Origin of the sequence: Streptomyces sp. NPDC002730, assembly GCF_042888805.1 — a bacterium.
Lineage (GTDB): Bacteria > Actinomycetota > Actinomycetes > Streptomycetales > Streptomycetaceae > Streptomyces.
In genome coordinates, this window is record NZ_JBIAQG010000011.1 from 336,630 (window position 1) to 355,415 (window position 18,786).

Consider the following 18,786-nt stretch of genomic DNA (forward strand, 5'->3'; position numbering starts at 1 on the left):
ACTGAGTCAACGGTATGGCGCAATCCGGGCACCGGCAAGCCCTGCGCCGGCGGGACGGTGCTCCCTGTCAGAGCCTGATGCGAGCGGCGACGGGCAGGTGGTCGCTCCCGGTCGCGGGCAGCGACCAGACCTTGGTGACGGTCGCAGAGCGGGTCATGATCTGGTCGATCCGGGCGACGGGAAAGGCGGCAGGCCAGCTGAACGCGAAACCCGGACCCATCTCCGCGTTGTTCATCTGTGAGGCGACCGGGTCCAGTCCACGGTCGTCCACCGTGCTGTTGAGGTCCCCGAGCAGGATCACCTGGTCCAGCGGCTCGGCGGCGACGGCCGCACCGAGGCGAACGGCGCTCTCGTCCCGCCGGGCGGAACTGAAGCCATCCTTCAACCCGATCCGTACGGACGGCAGATGGGCCACATACACCGCGACCTCGCCCTCCGGCATCCGTACACCGGCCCGCAGACCGCGGTTCCAGCCCGGCCCGATGCCTTCCGGCTTGATGTCCAGCGGCCGTACGTCTGCCAAGGGGTACTTGGACCAGAATCCGACCGTGCCCTGCACGGTGTGGTGGGGATAGTCCGGCGCAAGTGCCGCCGCATAGAAGGGCAGCGCGGACGGCGTCAGCTCTTCGAGGGCGATGAAGTCGGGTTGAGCGCTGAGCAAGGCTCTCGCGGTGCCCGCCGGATCGGTGTTCTCGTCGCTGACATTGTGCTGAAGCGCAATGAGGTCATGTGCGCCTTCTTCTCCGGGCAGCATCAGCCCGCCGAAGAGCCCGAACCAGGCGGCAGCGGGCAGCAGCAACGCAAGCAGGGCGGCGACCGAGCGGCGCAGCAGTGCCAGGCCCAGCAGTACGGGGACGGCCAGACCGAGCCAGGGCAGAAACGTCTCCAGAAGACTTCCCGGACGGCCGACCGCGTTGGGGACGGCGGAGTGAAGGGCCAGGAGTCCGGCGACCACGACGGCGAGCGACGCGAGGACGCGCCCACGCTCCCAGGCCGACCGCCCCTTCGCGTCGTTGCCCCACCGTCGCCGGAATGCCACGCTGCTGTCCACGGACCGTACGACGGAAAATTGAAGGAGCACGTTCCCACTTGCTGGTGGTCAGGGCCCGACGGCGGCGACGGCTCCGCCATCCGCCACCCCTGGCGAGTACGCCCGAGTGCCCTTCAGGGTGCGCGCGCCGACAGGCTCACCCCTTCCCGGGCGGAGCCGTCGACGCCCGTGCCATCAGCTCCGCGCCGATCGTCGCGATGCCCCCCGGCGGCGGCGCCTCCTTGCCCATCGCCAGCCGGCCCGCCCGCGCCCCCGCCTCGTACAGCGGCAGTCGTACGGTCGTCAGCGCCGGCACCGCGTCCACCGAGAACGGGAGGTCGTCGAAGCCGGCCACCGAGATGTCCTCCGGGATGCGCAGGCCCTGGTCGCGCAGGGCCGCGCAGGCGCCCAGTGCGACCGTGTCGTTGGCGGCCACGATCGCCGTCAACTCCGGTTCGCGGCGCAGCAGTTCGAGCGTCGCGTCATAGCCGGAGCGGCGGGCGTACGGACCGTGCACGGTGAGCCGGTCCTGGTTCTCGTCGAGCCCCGCGGCGGCCAGTGCGGCTCGGTGGCCCTCCAGGCGGTGGCGCGTCGTGGTGCGCTCCGCGGGCCCCGCGACGTATCCGATCGTGCGGTGGCCGAGCGCGAGCAGATGCTCGGTGAGCCGCCGTCCGCCGCCCCGGTTGTCGAAGGCAAGCGCGGCGACGACGGCGTCGCTGCCCGGGAGCGGCGGCCGGCCGCAGAGCACCACACGGGTGCCGGCGTCCGCGAGCTTCGCCAGTTTCGAGGTCATCGCCGCGATGTGGTCCGGGTCCTCCAGCGCGCCGCCGGTCAGCACGACGGCCGCGGCCCGCTGCCGCTGGAGCAGGGTGAGATAGGTCAGCTCGCGCTCCGGTGAGCCCCCGGTGTTGCAGACGACGGCCAGCTTCTCGCCGCCCGCCCGCCCGGACCCCTCCTGCCCGCTGATCTCGGTCTGGGCGGCCCCGGCCATGATCCCGAAGAACGGGTCGGCGATGTCGTTGACGAGGATGCCGACCAGGTCGGAGGTGGCCGCGGCGAGCGAACTCGCGGGGCCGTTCAGTACGTAGTCGAGCTCGTCGACCGCGCGCAGCACCCGTTCCCGTGTCGACGCCGCGACCGGGTAGTTGCCGTTGAGCACACGGGAGACGGTGGCCGGGGACACCCGGGCGCGCGCCGCCACATCCGCCAGGGTGACTGTCATCGCTTTCCTCCGCGGGAGATGGAACCGGGCCCTTGTCCGGGCTGCTGTCGGCAGGCTAGCTTCATACCGTGTAGAAAGCGCTTGCTACGGTCATATCGAGGGAACTCGGAACCATCGAGGGGACAGGGAGGCAACTTCGTGACACGCAGGACTGTGCGCATCGCCATGAACGGCGTCACGGGCCGGATGGGATACCGCCAGCATCTGGTGCGCTCCCTCCTTGCGATCCGCGAACAGGGCGGCCTGGACCTCGGGGGCGGCGAGGTTCTCTGGCCCGAGCCGGTCCTCGTCGGCCGCCGCGAGCACGCGCTGCGCGAGATTGCCGAACGGCACGGCCTCACGCACTGGTCGACCGACCTCGACGCCGTACTCGCCGACGACAGCGTCGACATCTACTTCGACGCGCAGGTCACCTCCGCCCGCGTCACCGCGATCAAGCAGGCGATCGCGGCGGGCAAGCACATCTACACCGAGAAGCCGACCGCGACCGACCTGGTCGGCGCACTGGAGCTGGCGCGCCTGGCCGAGGCAGCCGGGATCAGGCACGGCGTCGTCCAGGACAAGATCTTCCTGCCGGGGCTGCTGAAGCTGAAGCGGCTCGTCGACGGCGGCTTCTTCGGCGACATCCTGTCCGTGCGAGGAGAGTTCGGCTACTGGGTCTTCGAGGGCGACTGGCAGGAGGCGCAGCGTCCGAGCTGGAACTACCGCGGTGAGGACGGCGGCGGCATCGTCGTCGACATGTTCCCGCACTGGGAGTACGTACTGCACGAGCTGTTCGGCCGGGTGACGAGTGTGACGGCGCAGGTCGCCACGCACGTTCCGCAGCGCTGGGACGAGCGCGGCAAGCCGTACGCGGCGACCGCGGACGACTCCGCGTATGGCATCTTCCAGCTGGAGGGCGGGGTCGTCGCCCAGATCAACTCCTCCTGGGCGGTGCGCGTGAACCGCGACGAGCTGGTCGAGTTCCAGGTCGACGGCACCCACGGCTCGGCCGTCGCGGGCCTGCGCCGCTGCCGCGTCCAGCACCGCTCCGCCACCCCGAAGCCGGTATGGAACCCGGACCTGCCCGCGACGGAGTCCTTCCGTGACCAGTGGCAGGAGGTGCCGGACAACACGAAGTTCGAGAACGGCTTCAAGGCGCAGTGGGAACTGTTCCTGCGCCATGCCGCGCTCGGCGAGCCGTACCACTGGGACCTGCAGGCGGGCGCGCGCGGTGTGCAGCTCGCCGAGCTGGGCCTGAAGTCCTCGGCCGAGGGTCGCCGGTTCGACGTACCGGAGCTGTCGCTGTGACGATCCGGCTCCTGCACGGGGTGTACGAGCCCCGCACCGAACCGGCCGTGTTCGCTGCGGGAGGCGCGCCGCTCACCTCCCGTACGGTCTTCTCGGCAGCGCATGTCGTCGCCGACCCGTACGCCGATACGTCGTGGGGCTCGCCCGCCGCCGTGGACTGGGACGCGACGCTCGCCTTCCGCCGCCACCTGTGGTCGCACGGGCTCGGCGTGGCGGAGGCGATGGACACGGCGCAGCGCGGGATGGGTCTGGACTGGGCGGGCGCGGCGGAGCTGATCCGGCGCTCGGCGGTGGAGGCGAAGGCGGTGGGGGGCCGGATCGCGTGCGGTGTCGGTACCGACCAACTCGCGGCGGGCGCCGGTTCGTCGGCGTCGGGGGCTGGGTCCTCGGCGGGCGCCGGTTCGTCGGCGTCGCGTGCTGCCTCGTTGGCGGAGGTGCGCGACGCATACGAGGAGCAGCTGGCGCTGGTGGAGGAGAGCGGGGCGCAGGCGATCGTGATGGCGTCGCGGGCGCTGGCGTCTGCGGCGCGGACGTCCGACGACTATCTCGCCGTCTACTCCCACCTGCTGCGGCAGGCTTCGGAACCGGTGATCCTGCATTGGCTGGGGCCGATGTTCGACCCGGCGCTGGAGGGTTACTGGGGCTCCGCCGACCTGGATGCGGCCACCTCGGTCCTCCTGGACGTCATCTCCGCCCACCCGGACAAGGTCGACGGCATCAAGATCTCGCTGCTGGACGCCCAGCGCGAGATCGACCTGCGCCGTCGCCTCCCGGAGGGCGTGCGGTGCTACACCGGGGACGACTTCAACTACCCCGAACTGATCGCGGGCGACGAGCACGGCTTCAGCCATGCGCTGCTCGGGATCTTCGACCCGCTGGGCCCGCCGGCGGCCGAGGCGGTACGGGTGCTGGACACGGGTGATGTCTCCGGGTTCCGTGAACGCCTCGATCCGACGGTCGCGTTGTCCCGCCATCTCTTCCAGCCGCCGACGCGCTTCTACAAGACGGGTGTGGTGCTGCTGGCGTGGCTGGCCGGACACCAGTCGCACTTCACCATGGTGGGCGGCCTGCAGTCGGCGCGCTCGCTGCCGCACATCTGCCGGGCGTACGAACTGGCGGACGGGCTCGGCCTGTTCCCGGACCCGGCGTTGGCGGAGTCCCGTATGAAATCCCTGCTGAGCATGTACGGAGTCGCCCAGTGACCGGTCCGGATGCCGTCGACCTGACCCGCTTCAGCATCAACCAGATGACGGTGAAACAGCTCAGCCTCCCCGAACTCGTCGATGTGTGCGCGGAGTTCGGTATTCCGGGGGTGGGGCTGTGGCGCGAACCGGTGCAGGCGTACGGGGTCGAGGCGGCGGCGAAGCTTGTACGGGACGCGGGGCTGGCGGTCACGAGTCTGTGCCGGGGCGGCTTCCTCACGGCGATCGAGGCAGCTGAGCGGGCGCGTGCGCTGGACGACAACCGCGCGGCGATCGACGAGGCGGCGACGCTCGGCACGGACACGCTGGTCCTGGTCTCGGGCGGACTTCCGCCGGGCAGCCGGGACTTGGTGGCGGCGCGGTCACGTATCGCGGACGCGCTCGCCGTGCTGGCTCCGTACGCGGGGGAGCGGGGCGTACGGCTGGCGATCGAGCCGCTGCACCCGATGTACGCGGCGGACCGGTGCGTGGTGTCCACGCTGACGCAGGCGCTGGACCTCGCGGAGCGTTTCCCGGCGTCGCAGGTGGGCGTGGTGGTGGACACGTACCACATCTGGTGGGACGACACGGCCCCGGCGGCGGTGGCGCGGGCGGGCTCGTCGGCCCGGATCCACGCATTCCAACTGGCGGACTGGACGACGCCGTTGCCGGCGGGGGTGCTGAACGGGCGGGGCCAGATCGGGGACGGGGCGATCGACATGCGGGAGTGGCGGGAACGGGTGGAGGGGGCGGGGTACGGGGGTGCGATCGAGGTGGAGCTGTTCAACGGGGGGCTGTGGTCGCGGGACGGGAGGGAGGTCCTGGGAGAAACGGTGCGCCGGTACGGCGAGCACGTGCTGTAGGGGGCGGGTGTCCTGCGGGGTGCGGGGCTTGGGGTGCATGGGAGTGCCCGGCCTCCGCGGGGTGCGGGCCTTGGGTGCTTGAGGTCACCCGGCCTCCGCGGGGTGCGTGCCCTGGGTGCTTGGGTGTGCCCGGTCTTGTGTCGGTGGCCGTCCGGGGTCCGCTCCGGGGCTCGTGTCCGGTACTGCGCTGCATCCGATATGCGGCTCCGCCGCGTGGTCACCGCGCTTCGCGCGAGTTGCGACGCTTTACGTCCCGAACACGACCCCTGCGCGTCCCCCTGCCAGGGACAGGCCCGGGGGCCCTCGGGCGCCCGTCGGCGTTGGGGCTTTGCCCCCGGGCTCGCGGTCCAGGGGGCACGGCCCCGCGCTTGTGGTCTGCGGCGCGAAGCTGCCGCTCCGAGGGTGTGGGGGCGTCAGCCCCCACTTACCCCTCCCCGCCAGGGGGCCTGGGGGCACCGCCCCCAGTTTCGGGAAGGGGCGGGGTGGGGGAACTCCACGCCCCGCACCCCGTGCACCCGCACCCCGTGCGCCCGCACCGAACATCTGACCGGCGGGCCGAAACCCTCACAGTCGGCCAGAACGCCCATGACTGGCCCACTTTGTCGGCATTCCGCGATTCCGGAAAATTAACTGCCCGAAGTCGTACAACCCTTTCCGCGTGACGCGGGTCTACCTGTCATCAAGGCTCCCGGGGAGGGATCTGGGGGGATCAGGGAGCTCTTGACGGAGGGGGAGTGCGAGGGGCCCGGTCGTCAGACCGGGCCCCCTTGACTGGCCGGACGGGCGACGGGCCCGAGTTGTCCACAGGCCCTCCGCATTGTCGGACCCCGGCGGTAGCGTCGGATCATGTCCAATCCAGCAGTGGTCGAAGGGGTCCTCGAGCGGATCACGTATGCCAACGAGGAGAACGGCTACACGGTCGCCCGGGTCGACACGGGACGCGGCAGTGATCTCCTCACGGTGGTCGGCTCGCTGCTCGGCGCGCAGCCGGGCGAGTCGTTGCGTATGGAGGGCCGTTGGGGCTCCCACCCCCAGTACGGCAAGCAGTTCACCGTGGACAACTACACGACCGTCCTGCCGGCCACGATCCAGGGCATACGCCGTTACCTCGGCTCGGGCCTGATCAAGGGAATCGGCCCCCGGATCGCCGAGCGCATCGTCGAGCACTTCGGCATCGACACGCTCGACATCATCGAGCAGCAGCCGAAGAAGCTCATCGAGGTCCCCGGACTCGGTCCGAAGCGGACGAAGTTGATCGGCGTCGCCTGGGAGGAGCAGAAAGCCATCAAGGAGGTCATGGTCTTCCTCCAAGGGGTCGGCGTCTCCACGTCCATCGCGGTGCGCATCTACAAGAAGTACGAGGACGCCTCGATCTCGGTCGTGAAGAACCAGCCGTACCGCCTCGCCGCCGACGTCTGGGGCATCGGGTTCCTCACCGCCGACAAGATCGCGCAGGCGGTCGGCATACCGCACGACAGCCCGGAGCGGGTCAAAGCGGGGCTGCAGTACGCCCTGTCGCAGTCCACCGACCAAGGGCACTGCTTCCTGCCCGAGGAGCAGCTGATCAGCGACGCGGTGAAACTGCTCCAGGTGGACACCGGCCTTGTCATCGAGTGCCTCGCCGAGCTCGCGGGCGAGGAGGAAGGGGTCGTACGGGAGAAGGTGCCGGCTCCGGACGGCGGCGAGCCGGTCACTGCGGTGTACCTGGTGCCCTTCCATCGGGCCGAGATCTCCCTCGCCGCCCAGCTGCGCCGGCTGCTGGGAGCCGCGGAGGACCGGATGCCGGGCTTCCAGGACGTCGTCTGGGACAAGGCGCTGGCCTGGCTCGCGGAGCGTACGGGCGCGGAGCTCGCGCCCGAGCAGGAGGCGGCGGTCAGACTCGCGCTCACCAAGAAGGTCGCCGTTCTGACCGGTGGTCCCGGCTGCGGCAAGTCGTTCACGGTCCGGTCCATCGTGGAGCTGGCCCGCGCCAGGAAGGCGAAGGTGGTGCTGGCCGCACCGACCGGGCGCGCGGCCAAACGGCTCGCCGAACTCACCGGCGCCGAGGCGTCCACCGTGCACCGGCTGCTCGAGCTCAGGCCCGGCGGCGACGCGGCGTACGACAGGGATCGGCCGCTCGACGCGGATCTGGTGGTGGTCGACGAGGCGTCCATGCTCGATCTGCTCCTCGCCAACAAGCTGGTCAAGGCCGTTGCCCCCGGCGCGCATCTGCTGCTGGTGGGGGATGTGGACCAGCTGCCGAGCGTCGGTGCCGGCGAGGTGCTGCGCGACCTGCTCGCCGACAGCGGGCCCGTGCCGAACGTCCGGCTGACCCGGATCTTCCGGCAGGCCCAGCAGTCCGGCGTCGTCACCAACGCCCACCGCATCAACTCCGGCGTTCAGCCCATCACTTCGGGTCTCTCCGACTTCTTTCTCTTCGTGGAGGAGGAGACGGAGGACGCGGGAAAGCTCACGGTGGACGTGGCGGCCCGCCGTATCCCGGCCAGATTCGGCCTGGATCCGCGGCGCGATGTGCAGGTGCTCGCACCCATGCACCGCGGCCCGGCCGGAGCCGGCACGCTCAACGGCCTGCTCCAGCAGGCGATCACGCCCGCCAGGCCCGACCTTCCCGAGAAGCGCTTCGGCGGCCGTGTCTTCCGCGTCGGCGACAAGGTCACCCAGATTCGCAACAATTACGAGAAAGGGAAGAACGGCGTCTTCAACGGCACGGTCGGCGTGGTCACCTCGCTCCAGCCGGACGACCAGCGGCTGACGGTGCTGACGGACGAGGACGAGGAGGTCCCGTATGACTTCGACGAGCTGGACGAGCTGGCACATGCCTACGCCGTGACCATCCACCGCTCACAGGGCAGCGAATACCCGGCAGTGGTGATCCCGGTCACGACCGGAGCCTGGATGATGCTCCAGCGAAACCTCCTCTACACGGCGGTCACCCGGGCCAAGAAGCTCGTCGTGCTGGTCGGCTCCCGTAAGGCGATAGGACAGGCAGTACGCACTGTTTCCGCAGGCAGACGCTTCACCGCGCTCGACCACCGGCTGACCGGCGGCTGAACGGGATGCGCTGCGCCGGCCGGGTGTGACACCTGGGGCCCGTGGGGTGGCAAACGCCACCCCTGGCTTCCAGAAGCAGGGCGAAGGGGGCAAGATGAGCAGGTTGGCGGCACTGAGTGCCGCCAATAGGCCCAATGGTCGACCCCGAGTGCACTCTCCTGAGCCAAATGGGGGATGGTAGAGACAGTCAGGGCACCTCGAAGAAGAGGCACTACGTCGGTGAGGGATGACGTGAGCGACAACTCTGTAGTACTGCGGTACGCGGACGGTGAACACACCTACCCGGTGGTCGAGAGCACCGTCGGCGACAAGGGCTTCGACATCGGGAAGCTCCGAGCCCAGACCGGTCTGGTGACCCTGGACAGCGGATACGGGAATACAGCCGCCTATAAATCCGCGATCACCTACCTCGACGGCGAGCAGGGCATCCTGCGCTACCGCGGCTACCCGATCGAGCAGCTGGCCGAGCGTTCCACCTTCCTCGAGGTGGCGTACCTGCTGATCAATGGCGAGCTTCCGACGGTCGACGAGCTGTCGACCTTCAAGAGCGAGATCACCCAGCACACGCTGCTGCACGAGGACGTCAAGCGGTTCTACGGCGGCTTCCCGCGCGACGCCCACCCGATGGCGATGCTGTCCTCCGTGGTCAGCGCGCTGTCGACGTTCTACCAGGACAGCCACAACCCGTTCGACGAGAAGCAGCGTCATCTCTCCACGGTCCGGCTGCTGGCCAAGCTGCCGACGATCGCGGCGTACGCGTACAAGAAGTCGATCGGCCACCCCTTCGTCTACCCGCGCAACGACCTCGGGTACGTGGAGAACTTCCTGCGGATGACCTTCTCGGTCCCCGCGCAGGAGTACGACCTGGACCCGGTCGTGGTCTCGGCGCTCGACAAGCTGCTGATCCTGCACGCGGACCACGAGCAGAACTGTTCGACCTCCACCGTGCGTCTGGTCGGCTCCTCGCAGGCGAACATGTTCGCCTCGATCTCCGCCGGCATCAGCGCCCTGTGGGGCCCGCTGCACGGTGGCGCCAACCAGTCGGTGCTGGAGATGCTCGAGGGCATCCAGACCAACGGCGGCGACGTCGACTCCTTCATCCGCAAGGTGAAGAACAAGGAGGACGGCGTCCGCCTGATGGGCTTCGGCCACCGCGTCTACAAGAGCTTCGACCCGCGGGCGATGATCATCAAGGCGGCGGCGCACGATGTCCTCTCGGCGCTCGGCAAGTCCGACGAGCTGCTCGACATCGCGCTCAAGCTGGAAGAGCACGCGCTCTCCGACGACTACTTCGTCTCGCGCAACCTCTACCCGAACGTGGACTTCTACACCGGCCTGATCTACCGGGCCATGGGCTTCCCGACCGAGATGTTCACCGTGCTCTTCGCGCTCGGCCGGCTGCCCGGCTGGATCGCCCAGTGGCACGAGATGATCAAGGAGCCGGGGTCCCGTATCGGCCGCCCGCGCCAGATCTACACCGGCGAGGTCCTGCGCGACTTCGTCCCGGTCGAGGCTCGCTGACACCGGTATTCGCTGACACCCGTACGTGTGCGCGTCCGCGCCTCGTAACCGGCGCAGACAGCGGAAAGCGCCCCGCTGCCGATCCCCCCACGGGTCGGCGGGCGGGGCGCTTCCCATTTCCCCGGAGCGGATTCCCCCCACGGGATCCGGCCGGGCGTCTGCTGGTTGCAGAAGCTCCTCACGCGGTCTGCCGGGGTACGTACGCACGGGAGGGCCGCTCAAAGCTCCCCGGGCACGTGCCCCGGCCAACGCTTGCCTGGGACGTCCCCCAAGACATCCCATGAACGTCCCCCAAGACGTTCTCGGCATCGCCCACTTAGACTCGCGAGGAGTCGCAATGGTTACCCCTAAATATCTGTGATCTAGGTCTCCTTGTGAAGGTCTTGTGACCTACTTGTAGTCACATGAAGGAGCGCAGCCGCAGGCTGTTGGTCACCACAAATACGGATGAAAAGGCCATCGCAAATCCCGCGATCATGGGGTTGAGCAGGCCTGATGCCGCCAGCGGCAGCGCGGCCACGTTGTAGCCGAAAGCCCAGAAAAGATTGCCCTTGATGGTGGTCAGTGTCCGGCGTGCGAGACGGATCGCGTCGGCTGCAACCCTCAGGTCTCCGCGTACGAGGGTCAGATCGCCGGCCTCGATCGCCGCGTCAGTGCCCGTGCCCATCGCCAGGCCCAGGTCCGCGGTGGCCAGCGCGGCCGCGTCGTTCACGCCGTCGCCGACCATGGCGACGCTGCGGCCCTCCGCCTGGAGACGCTTGACCACGACCACCTTGTCCTCGGGCATGACCTCGGCGTACACCTCGTCGATGCCGACCTCGGCCGCGACCGACTCGGCGACCGCCTTGTTGTCGCCGGTCAGCAGCACCGGAGTGAGGCCGAGAGCCCGCAGCCGTGCGACCGCCTCGGCGCTGGTGTCCTTGACCGCGTCGGCGACGGTGAGCATGCCGAGCGCCTTGCCGTCCACGGCCGCGAAGACCGCCGTACGCCCCTCGGTCGCGGCGGAGGCAAGCTCGTCGGGCAGCTCAACGCCCGCGTCCGTGAGCAGCCGCGCTCGCCCGACCAGCACCTCGTGTCCTTCGACGACGCCGCGTACGCCCAGGCCCGGGACGTTCTCGAAGCTTTCGGTGGCGGGAAGTGCGCCGACCCGCTCCTCGGCGCCCGCCGCGACGGCGCGGGCGATGGGGTGCTCCGAGGCGTGCTCCAGTGCGCCCGCGAAGCGCAGCAGTTCATGCTCCTCGGCGGTTTCGGCGACGTACACCCGCTGAAGGCGCATCCGGCCGGTGGTGACCGTCCCTGTCTTGTCCAGGACGACCGTGTCGACCTTGCGGGTGGACTCCAGGACCTCCGGGCCCTTGATCAGGATGCCGAGCTGGGCGCCGCGCCCCGTACCGACCATGAGCGCGGTCGGCGTGGCCAGCCCCAGGGCGCACGGGCAGGCGATGATCAGTACGGCGACGGCGGCCGTGAAGGCCGCGGTCACATCGTCCGTGGCGAGCAGCCAGGCCACCAGCGTCCCGAGTGCGATCAGCAGTACGACAGGGACGAAAACGGCCGAGATCCGGTCGGCGATGCGCTGCACCTCGGCCTTGCCGTTCTGGGCGTCCTCCACCAGCCGGGCCATCCGGGCGAGCTGGGTGTCGGCGCCGATCCGGGTGGCCTCGACGACGAGCCGGCCGGCGGTGTTGACGCAGCCGCCGGTGACCGGGTCCCCCGCGGTCACATCCACCGGCACGGACTCGCCCGTGAGCATGGAGGCGTCGACGGCGGAGGTGCCCTCGACGACGCTGCCGTCGGTGGCGATCTTCTCTCCGGGACGTACGACGAAACGGTCGCCGACGGCGAGCCGGCCGACCGGAATGCGTACCTCCGTGCCGCCGCGCAGTACGGCGACATCCTTGGCGCCCAGCTCCAGCAGGGCACGCAGGGCGGCGCCCGCCTTCCGCTTGGAGCGCGCCTCCAGATAGCGGCCGAGCAGGATGAAGGTCACCACGCCCGCGGCGACCTCGAGATAGATCGTCGAGGCGGCGTCGGCACGTGTGACGGTGGGGTCGAAACCGTGGCGCATGGCGGGCATGCCCGCGTCCCCGAGGAAGAGCGCCCACAGCGACCAGCCGAAGGCGGCGAGCGTGCCGACCGAGACGAGGGTGTCCATGGTGGCCGCGCCGTGCCGGAGGTTGGCCCAGGTGGCCCGGTGGAAGGGCAGTGCGCCCCAGATGGCGACAGGGGCGGCGAGGGTGAGCGAGAGCCACTGCCAGTTGTCGAACTGGAGGGCGGGGATCATCGCCATGAGGACGACCGGCGCCGCGAGCACGGCGGAGACGATCAGGCGCTGCCGGAGGGCGGCCGGCTCCGGGTCGGGGCGCGCCTCGGAGTCCACGGCGGGGTCCGGGCCGGAGTCCACGGCGAGGTCCGGCTCGGGCTCGGGCGGCGGGGGCTGCGCGGCCGAGTAGCCGGTTTTCACCACGGTGGCGATGAGATCGGCGACTTCCATCCCGTGCGGATAGGAGACCTTCGCCTTCTCGGTCGCGTAGTTGACGGTGGCGCTGACGCCGTCCATGCGGTTCAGCTTCTTCTCGACGCGAGCCGCGCAGGAGGCGCAGGTCATCCCGCCGATGGCGAGCTCGACCTGGGATGTATCCACTTCGGGACTCCAGAAAAGGGGGCCGGGTCGTACGGGACCCAGTATCGGACTGGTCGGGTACGACCCGGCGGAGGGCCTTGCGGGTGCGGAGGTGAGTGCTCAGGCCCGCCCGACGAGCTCGTACCCGGCCTCGTCGACGGCTTCGCGCACCGCGGCGTCGTCGAGCGGGGCCTCGGAGATCACGGTCACCTGACCGGTGGAGGCGACCGCCTTCACCGAGGTGACGCCCGGCAGCTCGGAGATCTCGCTGGAGACGGCGCCTTCGCAGTGACCGCAGGTCATGCCCGTGACCTGGTAGACGGTGGTGACGCCGCCGATCTGCACGTCGGCCGTGCCGGTGCCACAGGCGCCGCCGCCGCAGCAGCCGGAGCCGGTCGCCTGGGCGGTTTCGTCCTCGGTCTTCGTCTCGGCGGTCATGGCGTTTCTCCTCTTCGAGGGTGCAACACGTACGAGGTCATGGTGTGCCGGAGGGCCGCGGGAGTGCCGAGCCTTCCTGATGTACTTCAGACTATACCCCTAGGGGGTATTAACGCGCATGCGGACCAGGCCGCGCGTTCCGCTGCTGCTCCTTGGTCCACTCTTCGGCCTGCTCCTCGCCCCGCTGCCCGGCCTGCTTCTCGGCCGGGCAGACGCCGACGATGGGGGCCAGGTAGCGGAACATGACTTTCTTGATCTCTTCGATGTACGCCTGCCGCTCCTCGCCCTCGTGGGCGAGGACCAGGTCGAGCCCCGCCTTGAAGATGGCGAAAATCATGGTCGCGACGCGGGAGAGCTCGGCGGGCGGCGCGTCGGGGAGGAAGCTCGCGACGATCTGCCCGATCCGGGTGAGCAGCACTGCGTGCAGGGCGTCGAACTCCTGCGTGATCTGGCCCGGGACATCGGGACCGTGCACCAGGGCGGCGAAGGCCGGGTTCTCGTGATTGAAGGCGAAGAGCGGATCGAGGACCGCGTCCAGCAGCTGGTCGAGCGGGAGGTCGAGGTTGGCGGCGGTCAGGGCCGCGCCGTGGGACTCGCGCCACTGCTGGAGGAGTCGGCCGCCGAGTTCGACGGCGATGGCCTCCTTGTTCGGGAAGAACTGGTAGAGCGTGCCGGGGGAGACGCCGGCCTCGCGGGCGATGGCGTTGGTGCTGGCCGCGGTGTAGCCGGTGGTGCAGAAGACGTTCGCGGCGGCGTCGAGGAGCTGGGAGATACGGCGCTCCCCGCGGGCCTGGCGGCGGCGCGGCTTGGCAGCCCCTGTGGTCGCCGCGGGCTCCGTGGTCGCGGTGGGCTCCGGGGTCGTGGGCTCCGGCACGTGAAATCCCCAGCTTCCTGACGGTGGTTGACAAACGCGAGTGGTCGCTCGCATTCTTGGTTAATGCGAGCGATAGCTCGTGTTTGCCAGTCTATGGCAATGGTCGACCCATGCTGCCTGCCCGGGGAGCCTGCGCATGGGCCACGGTGAAGGGGACACCGCACCATGTCCGAAGTCAACAGCCCACCGCCGGTCGGGGGATGGACCCGGTTCGTGACCGCGCGGCCGCGGCTCTCGCTGCTGGCCGCGCTGGTGCTCACCGCACTCGCGGTGTTCGCCGGAAGCGGGGTCGCCGAGCGCATGGGGAGCGGCGGCTGGCAGGACCCGGCTGCCGAGTCGACGTATGCGACAGAGGCGCTGGAGCGGGAGTTCCCGGCCTCCCAGCCGAATCTGCTGCTGCTCGTGGACAGCGGACGGGCGAGTGTGGACGACCCGGCGGTCGCCGCCGAGGGACGGCGGCTGGGGGAGCGGCTCGCTGCCGAGAAGGACGTCACGGGTGTCGGCTCGTACTGGGGGACCCGCTCACCCGCGCTGCGCGCCGGCGACGGGCATCAGGCGCTGATCGCGGCCCGGATCGAGGGCGACGAGAAAGCCACCTCCGAGGTGCTGGAGCGGATAGCGCCGGACTTCCGGGGGGCGCACGGCCCGGTGCAGGTCTCGATAGGCGGCCCCGTCGCCCTGCAGCACGAGATGACCACGACCATCCAGGAGGACCTGCTGCGGGCCGAGCTGATCGCTCTGCCGGTGACGCTGGTGCTGCTGGTCATGGTCTTCGGCAGCGCGATCGCGGCACTGCTCCCGCTGGGCGTCGGCATCGTCGCCATCCTGGGGACGAACGCCGTCCTTCGCGGCATCACCGAGTTCGCCGATGTCTCGGTCTTCGCGCAGAACCTCACCACGGCCCTGGGGCTCGGACTCGCCATCGACTACGCCCTGTTCATCGTGCGCCGATTCCGCGAGGAGTTGGCCGATGGGGCCGAGGTGCGGGAGGCGATCGGCATCACTCTGCGCACCGCGGGTCGCACCGTTCTGTTCTCCGCCCTGACGGTGGCCGTGTCGCTGGCCGCGATGCTGGTCTTCCCGCAGTACTTCCTGCGGTCCTTCGCCTACGCCGGGATCGCCGTGGTCCTTCTGGCGGCAGCGGCCGCGCTGGTGCTGCTCCCCGCCGCCCTGATGCTGCTTGGACACCGGGTCAATGCGCTGGATCTGCGCCGCCTTCTCAAGCGTGGCCGGCGTGACGGCACATCGTCCGATGAGGCTGGGGCTGACAAGGCGTCGGCCGAGGACCAGAAAGCGCCCGAGGACCAGAAAGCGGCTGCGGACCAGGAGGCGGCCGGAGCCGGGTGGGCGTGGGTCGCCGGGCTGGTGATGCGCCGGGCCCCCCTGTTCGCGTTCGCCACCGTGGCCGGTCTTGTGCTGCTCGGACTGCCCTTCCTGGGTGTGAAGTTCGGTACCCCCGACGACCGCCAGCTGCCGTCGACCGCCGAGGTCCATGTCGTTCAGCAGCAGATACGGGACGGCTTCCCCGGCAGCCCCGCCGGCGGCCTCGAAGTCTTCGCCGAGGACACCGGTTCCGAGTCCGCGACGACCCCCGCCGAGTACGCCGAGTACCGCGACAAGATCGCCGCCCTCCCGGGTGTGCTGCGGGTGGACGGGCCCGTCACCTCGGGCGGATCCGCCTACCTCACAGTGCAGCCCAAGGGCGAGGCGGTGGGCGAGGAGGCCCAGCGGCTCGTGCATGAACTGCGGGATGTATCGGCCCCGTTCGCGACCTCGGTGACCGGCAGGGCCGCGGTGCTGGAGGACTCCAAGGCCGCCATCGCCGACCGGCTGCCGCTGGCGCTGGCGATCATCGCCATAGTGACGCTGCTGCTGGTCTTCCTGCTCACCGGCAGTGTGCTCATCCCCATCCAGGCGGTCGTGCTCAACGCCCTCAGTCTGACGGCGATGTTCGGCGCAGTGGTCTGGGTCTTCCAGGACGGGCACCTCTCCGGGCTGCTCTCCTTCACCTCCACCGGAGACATCGAGACGACGCTCCCCGTGCTGATGTTCTGCATCGCCTTCGGGCTGTCCATGGACTACGGCGTCTTTCTGCTCTCCCGGATCAAGGAGGAGTACGACCACACGGGTGACCATGAACACTCGGTGAGATTCGGACTTCAGCGCACCGGCGGGCTGATCACCGCGGCGGCCGTGATCCTCGCGGTGGTGATGGTGGGCATCGGCACCTCACGGGTGACCAACACCAAGATGCTCGGCCTCGGAATCGCGCTGGCCGTGCTGATGGACGCCATGGTGGTGCGCAGTCTGCTGGTTCCCTCGGTCATGAAACTGATGGGCGCCTCGACCTGGTGGGCCCCCGGGCCGCTGCGCCGCTTCCATGAACGGTTCGGGCTGACCGAGGGAGAGATATCGCAGCCCGTGACGCAGCCCGTACCGCGGCCGGACTCCGAGCCGGACTCCGAGCCGGATTCGGAGCCGGATCCGGCATCGGAACCTGAATCGGGTTCGGATCCCGACGCGGCACGGGACTGGGTCAAGGCCTGACGCCGCGGTGGACCGCCCACTCCCGGGCCAGGATCGACATAGAGGTGGCGTCGATCCACTGGCCCTCGTGGAGCAGTGCCTCGCGCTCGGTCCCCTCCGCCACAAAGCCGGCCTTCTCATAGGCCCGGATTGCGCGCGGGTTGAAGTTGAAGACGCCCAACGCGATCCGGTTCAGATCCAGTTGCTCGAAGCCGTGCCCGACAACCAGCCGGGTGGCCTCGGTGCCCAGGCCCCGGTTGCGTCCCTTCGGGCCGATCAGGGTGCGGAAGCGGCAGCTGCGGTTGTGTGCGTCCCACTCATGGAGGACGACTTCACCGACGACCTCGCCGCCGGCCCGATCCACCACGGCGAGGTCGAGCCGGTCGGTCCGGTCGTTGCGCGTCCCGTACCAGGCGCGCAGCTGCTCCAGGTCCAGTTGGCCCTCGTGGGCGGACCCGGTGAAGACGCTCACCTCGGGATCGCCCAGAATCGCGGCCATGGCGGTCGCATCCACCCCGGTGAAAGGGCGCAGAATCACCTTCTCGCCAATAAGGGTGGGCTTGACGGAGAAGTCCGCAGTCGGCTGCTGAGTCACTGGGGGATTGTCGGGACAGGCTCCTGCGGTGAGCAACTGATTAAGGTTGACCGCGAGGAAGGAGCCGTCCCCGCATCCGTGCACGCACGCAGGCCTCGCGGGCCCGGCGGCTCCAGATCTGCGGTTCTCAGTCCCTTTTGGCTCTCAGTCCCTGCGGCCCCTGTTCCCGGGGCGATTGGCCACCCAGGCGCGGATCGTGTCCGCGTGCCAGTAGGGCTTGCCGGCCTCCACATGGTCGGGCGGCGGGAGAAGACCGTGCTTGCGGTACGAACGGACCGTGTCCGGCTGCACCCGGATGTGCGCGGCGATCTCCTTGTAGGACCAGAGTCTTCTGTCCGCCATGGTTGTGCCACCTCCCTGCGTGCGCGGCAGCGGCGGCGCGGGGGCCGTCGGGTGAGCTGCGCGCGGACGCTGGTGATCACTGAGCCTGTGCCCGTTGCAACGATGCCGAGCGAGAGGAGGAATGGGGCTGTTGATTGCCTGTGACGGAAGCCCCGGGTAATCGAGACATGCGTGACGAGGAGGCGACAACCGTGACAGAAGTGGTGCGTGAGCCTCAGGCGCCGCAAGAGCGCAGGAAACCGCGCGTCCGCTCGGCGATCGGGAAGGGTTTGTCCGGCGGGCACGGATACATGTCCTGCTCGACGATGGCGAAGAGCTCGACGTCGAGTGCCTGGGCCGCGGCCAGTACGGGCTCCAGCGCGGGCACGCCGGCCGGCGGCTCGCACATCACGCCCCGGCCGACGGCCGGTCCGAACGGCACCTCGTCCGCGACCACTTCGGCCAGGATCTCCGGGTCCACCTGCTTGAGGTGGAGGTAGCCGATCCGCTCCCCGTAGGTCTCGATCAGCTTGACGCTGTCGCCGCCGCAGTAGGCGTAGTGCCCGGTGTCCAGGCAGAGCGAGACCAGGCCGGGGTCGGTGGCGTCGAGGAAACGGCTGACGTTCTCCTCGCTGTCGATATGGGTGTCCGCGTGCGGGTGGACGACGATCTTCAGTCCGTAGCGCTCGCGCACCTCGCGACCCAACCGTTCGGTCTGGGTGGTGAGATCGCGCCACTGTGCCGGGGTGAGGGTGCGGTCCTCCAGTACCTGGCCCGTCTTGTCGTCGCGCCAGAAGGAGGGGATGACGACCAGATGTTCCGCGCCCATGGCCCGGGTGAGTGCAGCGATGTCCGAGACATGCGCCCAGGTCTTCTCCCAGACCGCCGGTCCGTGGTGCAACCCGGTGAAGACCGTGCCGGCCGAGACCTTCAACCCGCGACGGGCGGTTTCTGTGGTGAGGCGGGCGGGATCGCTCGGGAGATAGCCGTACGGGCCGAGCTCGATCCACTCGTATCCGGCGTCAGCGACTTCATCGAGGAAGCGCTGCCAGGGGACCTGCTGAGGATCGTCCGGGAACCACACCCCCCAGGAGTCGGGGGCCGAGCCGACCCGGATGCGGTTCAGGACGGGGGCGGAGGAGGTCATGCGGGTCAGCTTTCCGGCCGCCGAAGAAAGGTGTCAAGGCTTCGTCCGAATGTAAGGACAAAATGTTGACAGGGCTCAGTGAGGAGCACTAGACCTGGGGACAG

13 protein-coding genes and 1 pseudogene are annotated in these 18,786 nt (G+C 69.5%); 6 read left to right on the forward strand and 8 right to left on the reverse strand.

What is annotated here, in order from left to right; all coding sequences use genetic code 11:
* Positions 1-67 precede the first annotated feature (67 nt).
* Together ACFYXH_RS28160 and ACFYXH_RS28165 are read right to left on the reverse strand one after the other, a co-directional pair.
* Positions 68-1,039 (reverse strand): endonuclease/exonuclease/phosphatase family protein, encoded by a 972-nt coding sequence (locus tag ACFYXH_RS28160; RefSeq protein WP_389568551.1) that lies wholly within the window; start codon positions 1,037-1,039, stop codon positions 68-70.
* 148 nt (positions 1,040-1,187) lie between these two features.
* Positions 1,188-2,252, reverse strand: a complete 1,065-nt coding sequence (locus ACFYXH_RS28165) for a LacI family DNA-binding transcriptional regulator (RefSeq protein ID WP_389568443.1) — start codon at positions 2,250-2,252, stop codon at positions 1,188-1,190.
* Between the two features lie 138 nt (positions 2,253-2,390).
* Between ACFYXH_RS28165 and ACFYXH_RS28170 the strand changes: the two genes are divergently transcribed.
* The 5 genes and pseudogenes from ACFYXH_RS28170 (at position 2,391) to ACFYXH_RS28190 (ending at position 10,158) form a co-directional block, all read left to right on the forward strand.
* On the forward strand, positions 2,391-3,542 hold the full coding sequence (locus ACFYXH_RS28170) for a Gfo/Idh/MocA family protein (RefSeq protein ID WP_389568445.1): 1,152 nt from the start codon (positions 2,391-2,393) through the stop codon (positions 3,540-3,542).
* Positions 3,539-4,744: a dihydrodipicolinate synthase family protein gene (locus ACFYXH_RS28175; RefSeq protein WP_389568448.1), complete on the forward strand. Its 1,206-nt coding sequence runs from the start codon at positions 3,539-3,541 to the stop codon at positions 4,742-4,744. The genes ACFYXH_RS28170 and ACFYXH_RS28175 overlap by 4 nt, the downstream gene beginning before the upstream one ends.
* A gap of 44 nt (positions 4,745-4,788) precedes the next feature.
* Complete coding sequence (locus ACFYXH_RS28180; RefSeq protein WP_389568553.1) at positions 4,789-5,586, forward strand: sugar phosphate isomerase/epimerase family protein; 798 nt, start codon at positions 4,789-4,791, stop codon at positions 5,584-5,586.
* Between the two features lie 846 nt (positions 5,587-6,432).
* Positions 6,433-8,634, forward strand: a pseudogene (locus ACFYXH_RS28185) (ATP-dependent RecD-like DNA helicase); the annotation flags it as partial.
* Positions 8,635-8,868: 234 nt separating this feature from the next.
* Positions 8,869-10,158, forward strand: coding sequence for a citrate synthase (locus tag ACFYXH_RS28190; RefSeq protein ID WP_389568451.1), 1,290 nt, complete (start codon positions 8,869-8,871; stop codon positions 10,156-10,158).
* Positions 10,159-10,558: 400 nt separating this feature from the next.
* Here the strand turns inward: ACFYXH_RS28190 and ACFYXH_RS28195 are convergent, their stop codons facing one another.
* The 3 genes from ACFYXH_RS28195 to ACFYXH_RS28205 form a co-directional block, all read right to left on the reverse strand.
* Entirely contained in the window at positions 10,559-12,766 is a 2,208-nt protein-coding gene (locus tag ACFYXH_RS28195; protein ID WP_389568555.1) for a heavy metal translocating P-type ATPase, read from the reverse strand.
* Positions 12,767-12,901: 135 nt separating this feature from the next.
* A complete protein-coding gene (locus tag ACFYXH_RS28200) occupies positions 12,902-13,219 on the reverse strand; it encodes a heavy-metal-associated domain-containing protein (protein ID WP_389568453.1) in 318 nt (105 codons plus the stop codon).
* Positions 13,220-13,328: 109 nt separating this feature from the next.
* Complete coding sequence (locus ACFYXH_RS28205; protein WP_389568455.1) at positions 13,329-14,093, reverse strand: TetR family transcriptional regulator; 765 nt, start codon at positions 14,091-14,093, stop codon at positions 13,329-13,331.
* Positions 14,094-14,258: 165 nt separating this feature from the next.
* Here ACFYXH_RS28205 and ACFYXH_RS28210 point away from each other — a divergent pair, with 165 nt between their 5' ends.
* Positions 14,259-16,640, forward strand: coding sequence for an MMPL family transporter (locus ACFYXH_RS28210; RefSeq protein WP_389568458.1), 2,382 nt, complete (start codon positions 14,259-14,261; stop codon positions 16,638-16,640).
* Here ACFYXH_RS28210 and ACFYXH_RS28215 read toward each other — a convergent pair.
* From ACFYXH_RS28215 to ACFYXH_RS28225, 3 genes are all read right to left on the reverse strand, one after another.
* Positions 16,630-17,214 (reverse strand): GNAT family N-acetyltransferase, encoded by a 585-nt coding sequence (locus tag ACFYXH_RS28215; protein WP_389568461.1) that lies wholly within the window; start codon positions 17,212-17,214, stop codon positions 16,630-16,632. The genes ACFYXH_RS28210 and ACFYXH_RS28215 overlap by 11 nt on opposite strands.
* Positions 17,215-17,358: 144 nt before the next feature.
* A complete protein-coding gene (locus ACFYXH_RS28220; protein ID WP_389568464.1) occupies positions 17,359-17,556 on the reverse strand; it encodes a helix-turn-helix transcriptional regulator in 198 nt (65 codons plus the stop codon).
* Positions 17,557-17,770: 214 nt separating this feature from the next.
* A complete protein-coding gene (locus tag ACFYXH_RS28225; protein ID WP_389568467.1) occupies positions 17,771-18,682 on the reverse strand; it encodes a sugar phosphate isomerase/epimerase family protein in 912 nt (303 codons plus the stop codon).
* Between the last annotated feature and the right edge of the window lie 104 nt (positions 18,683-18,786).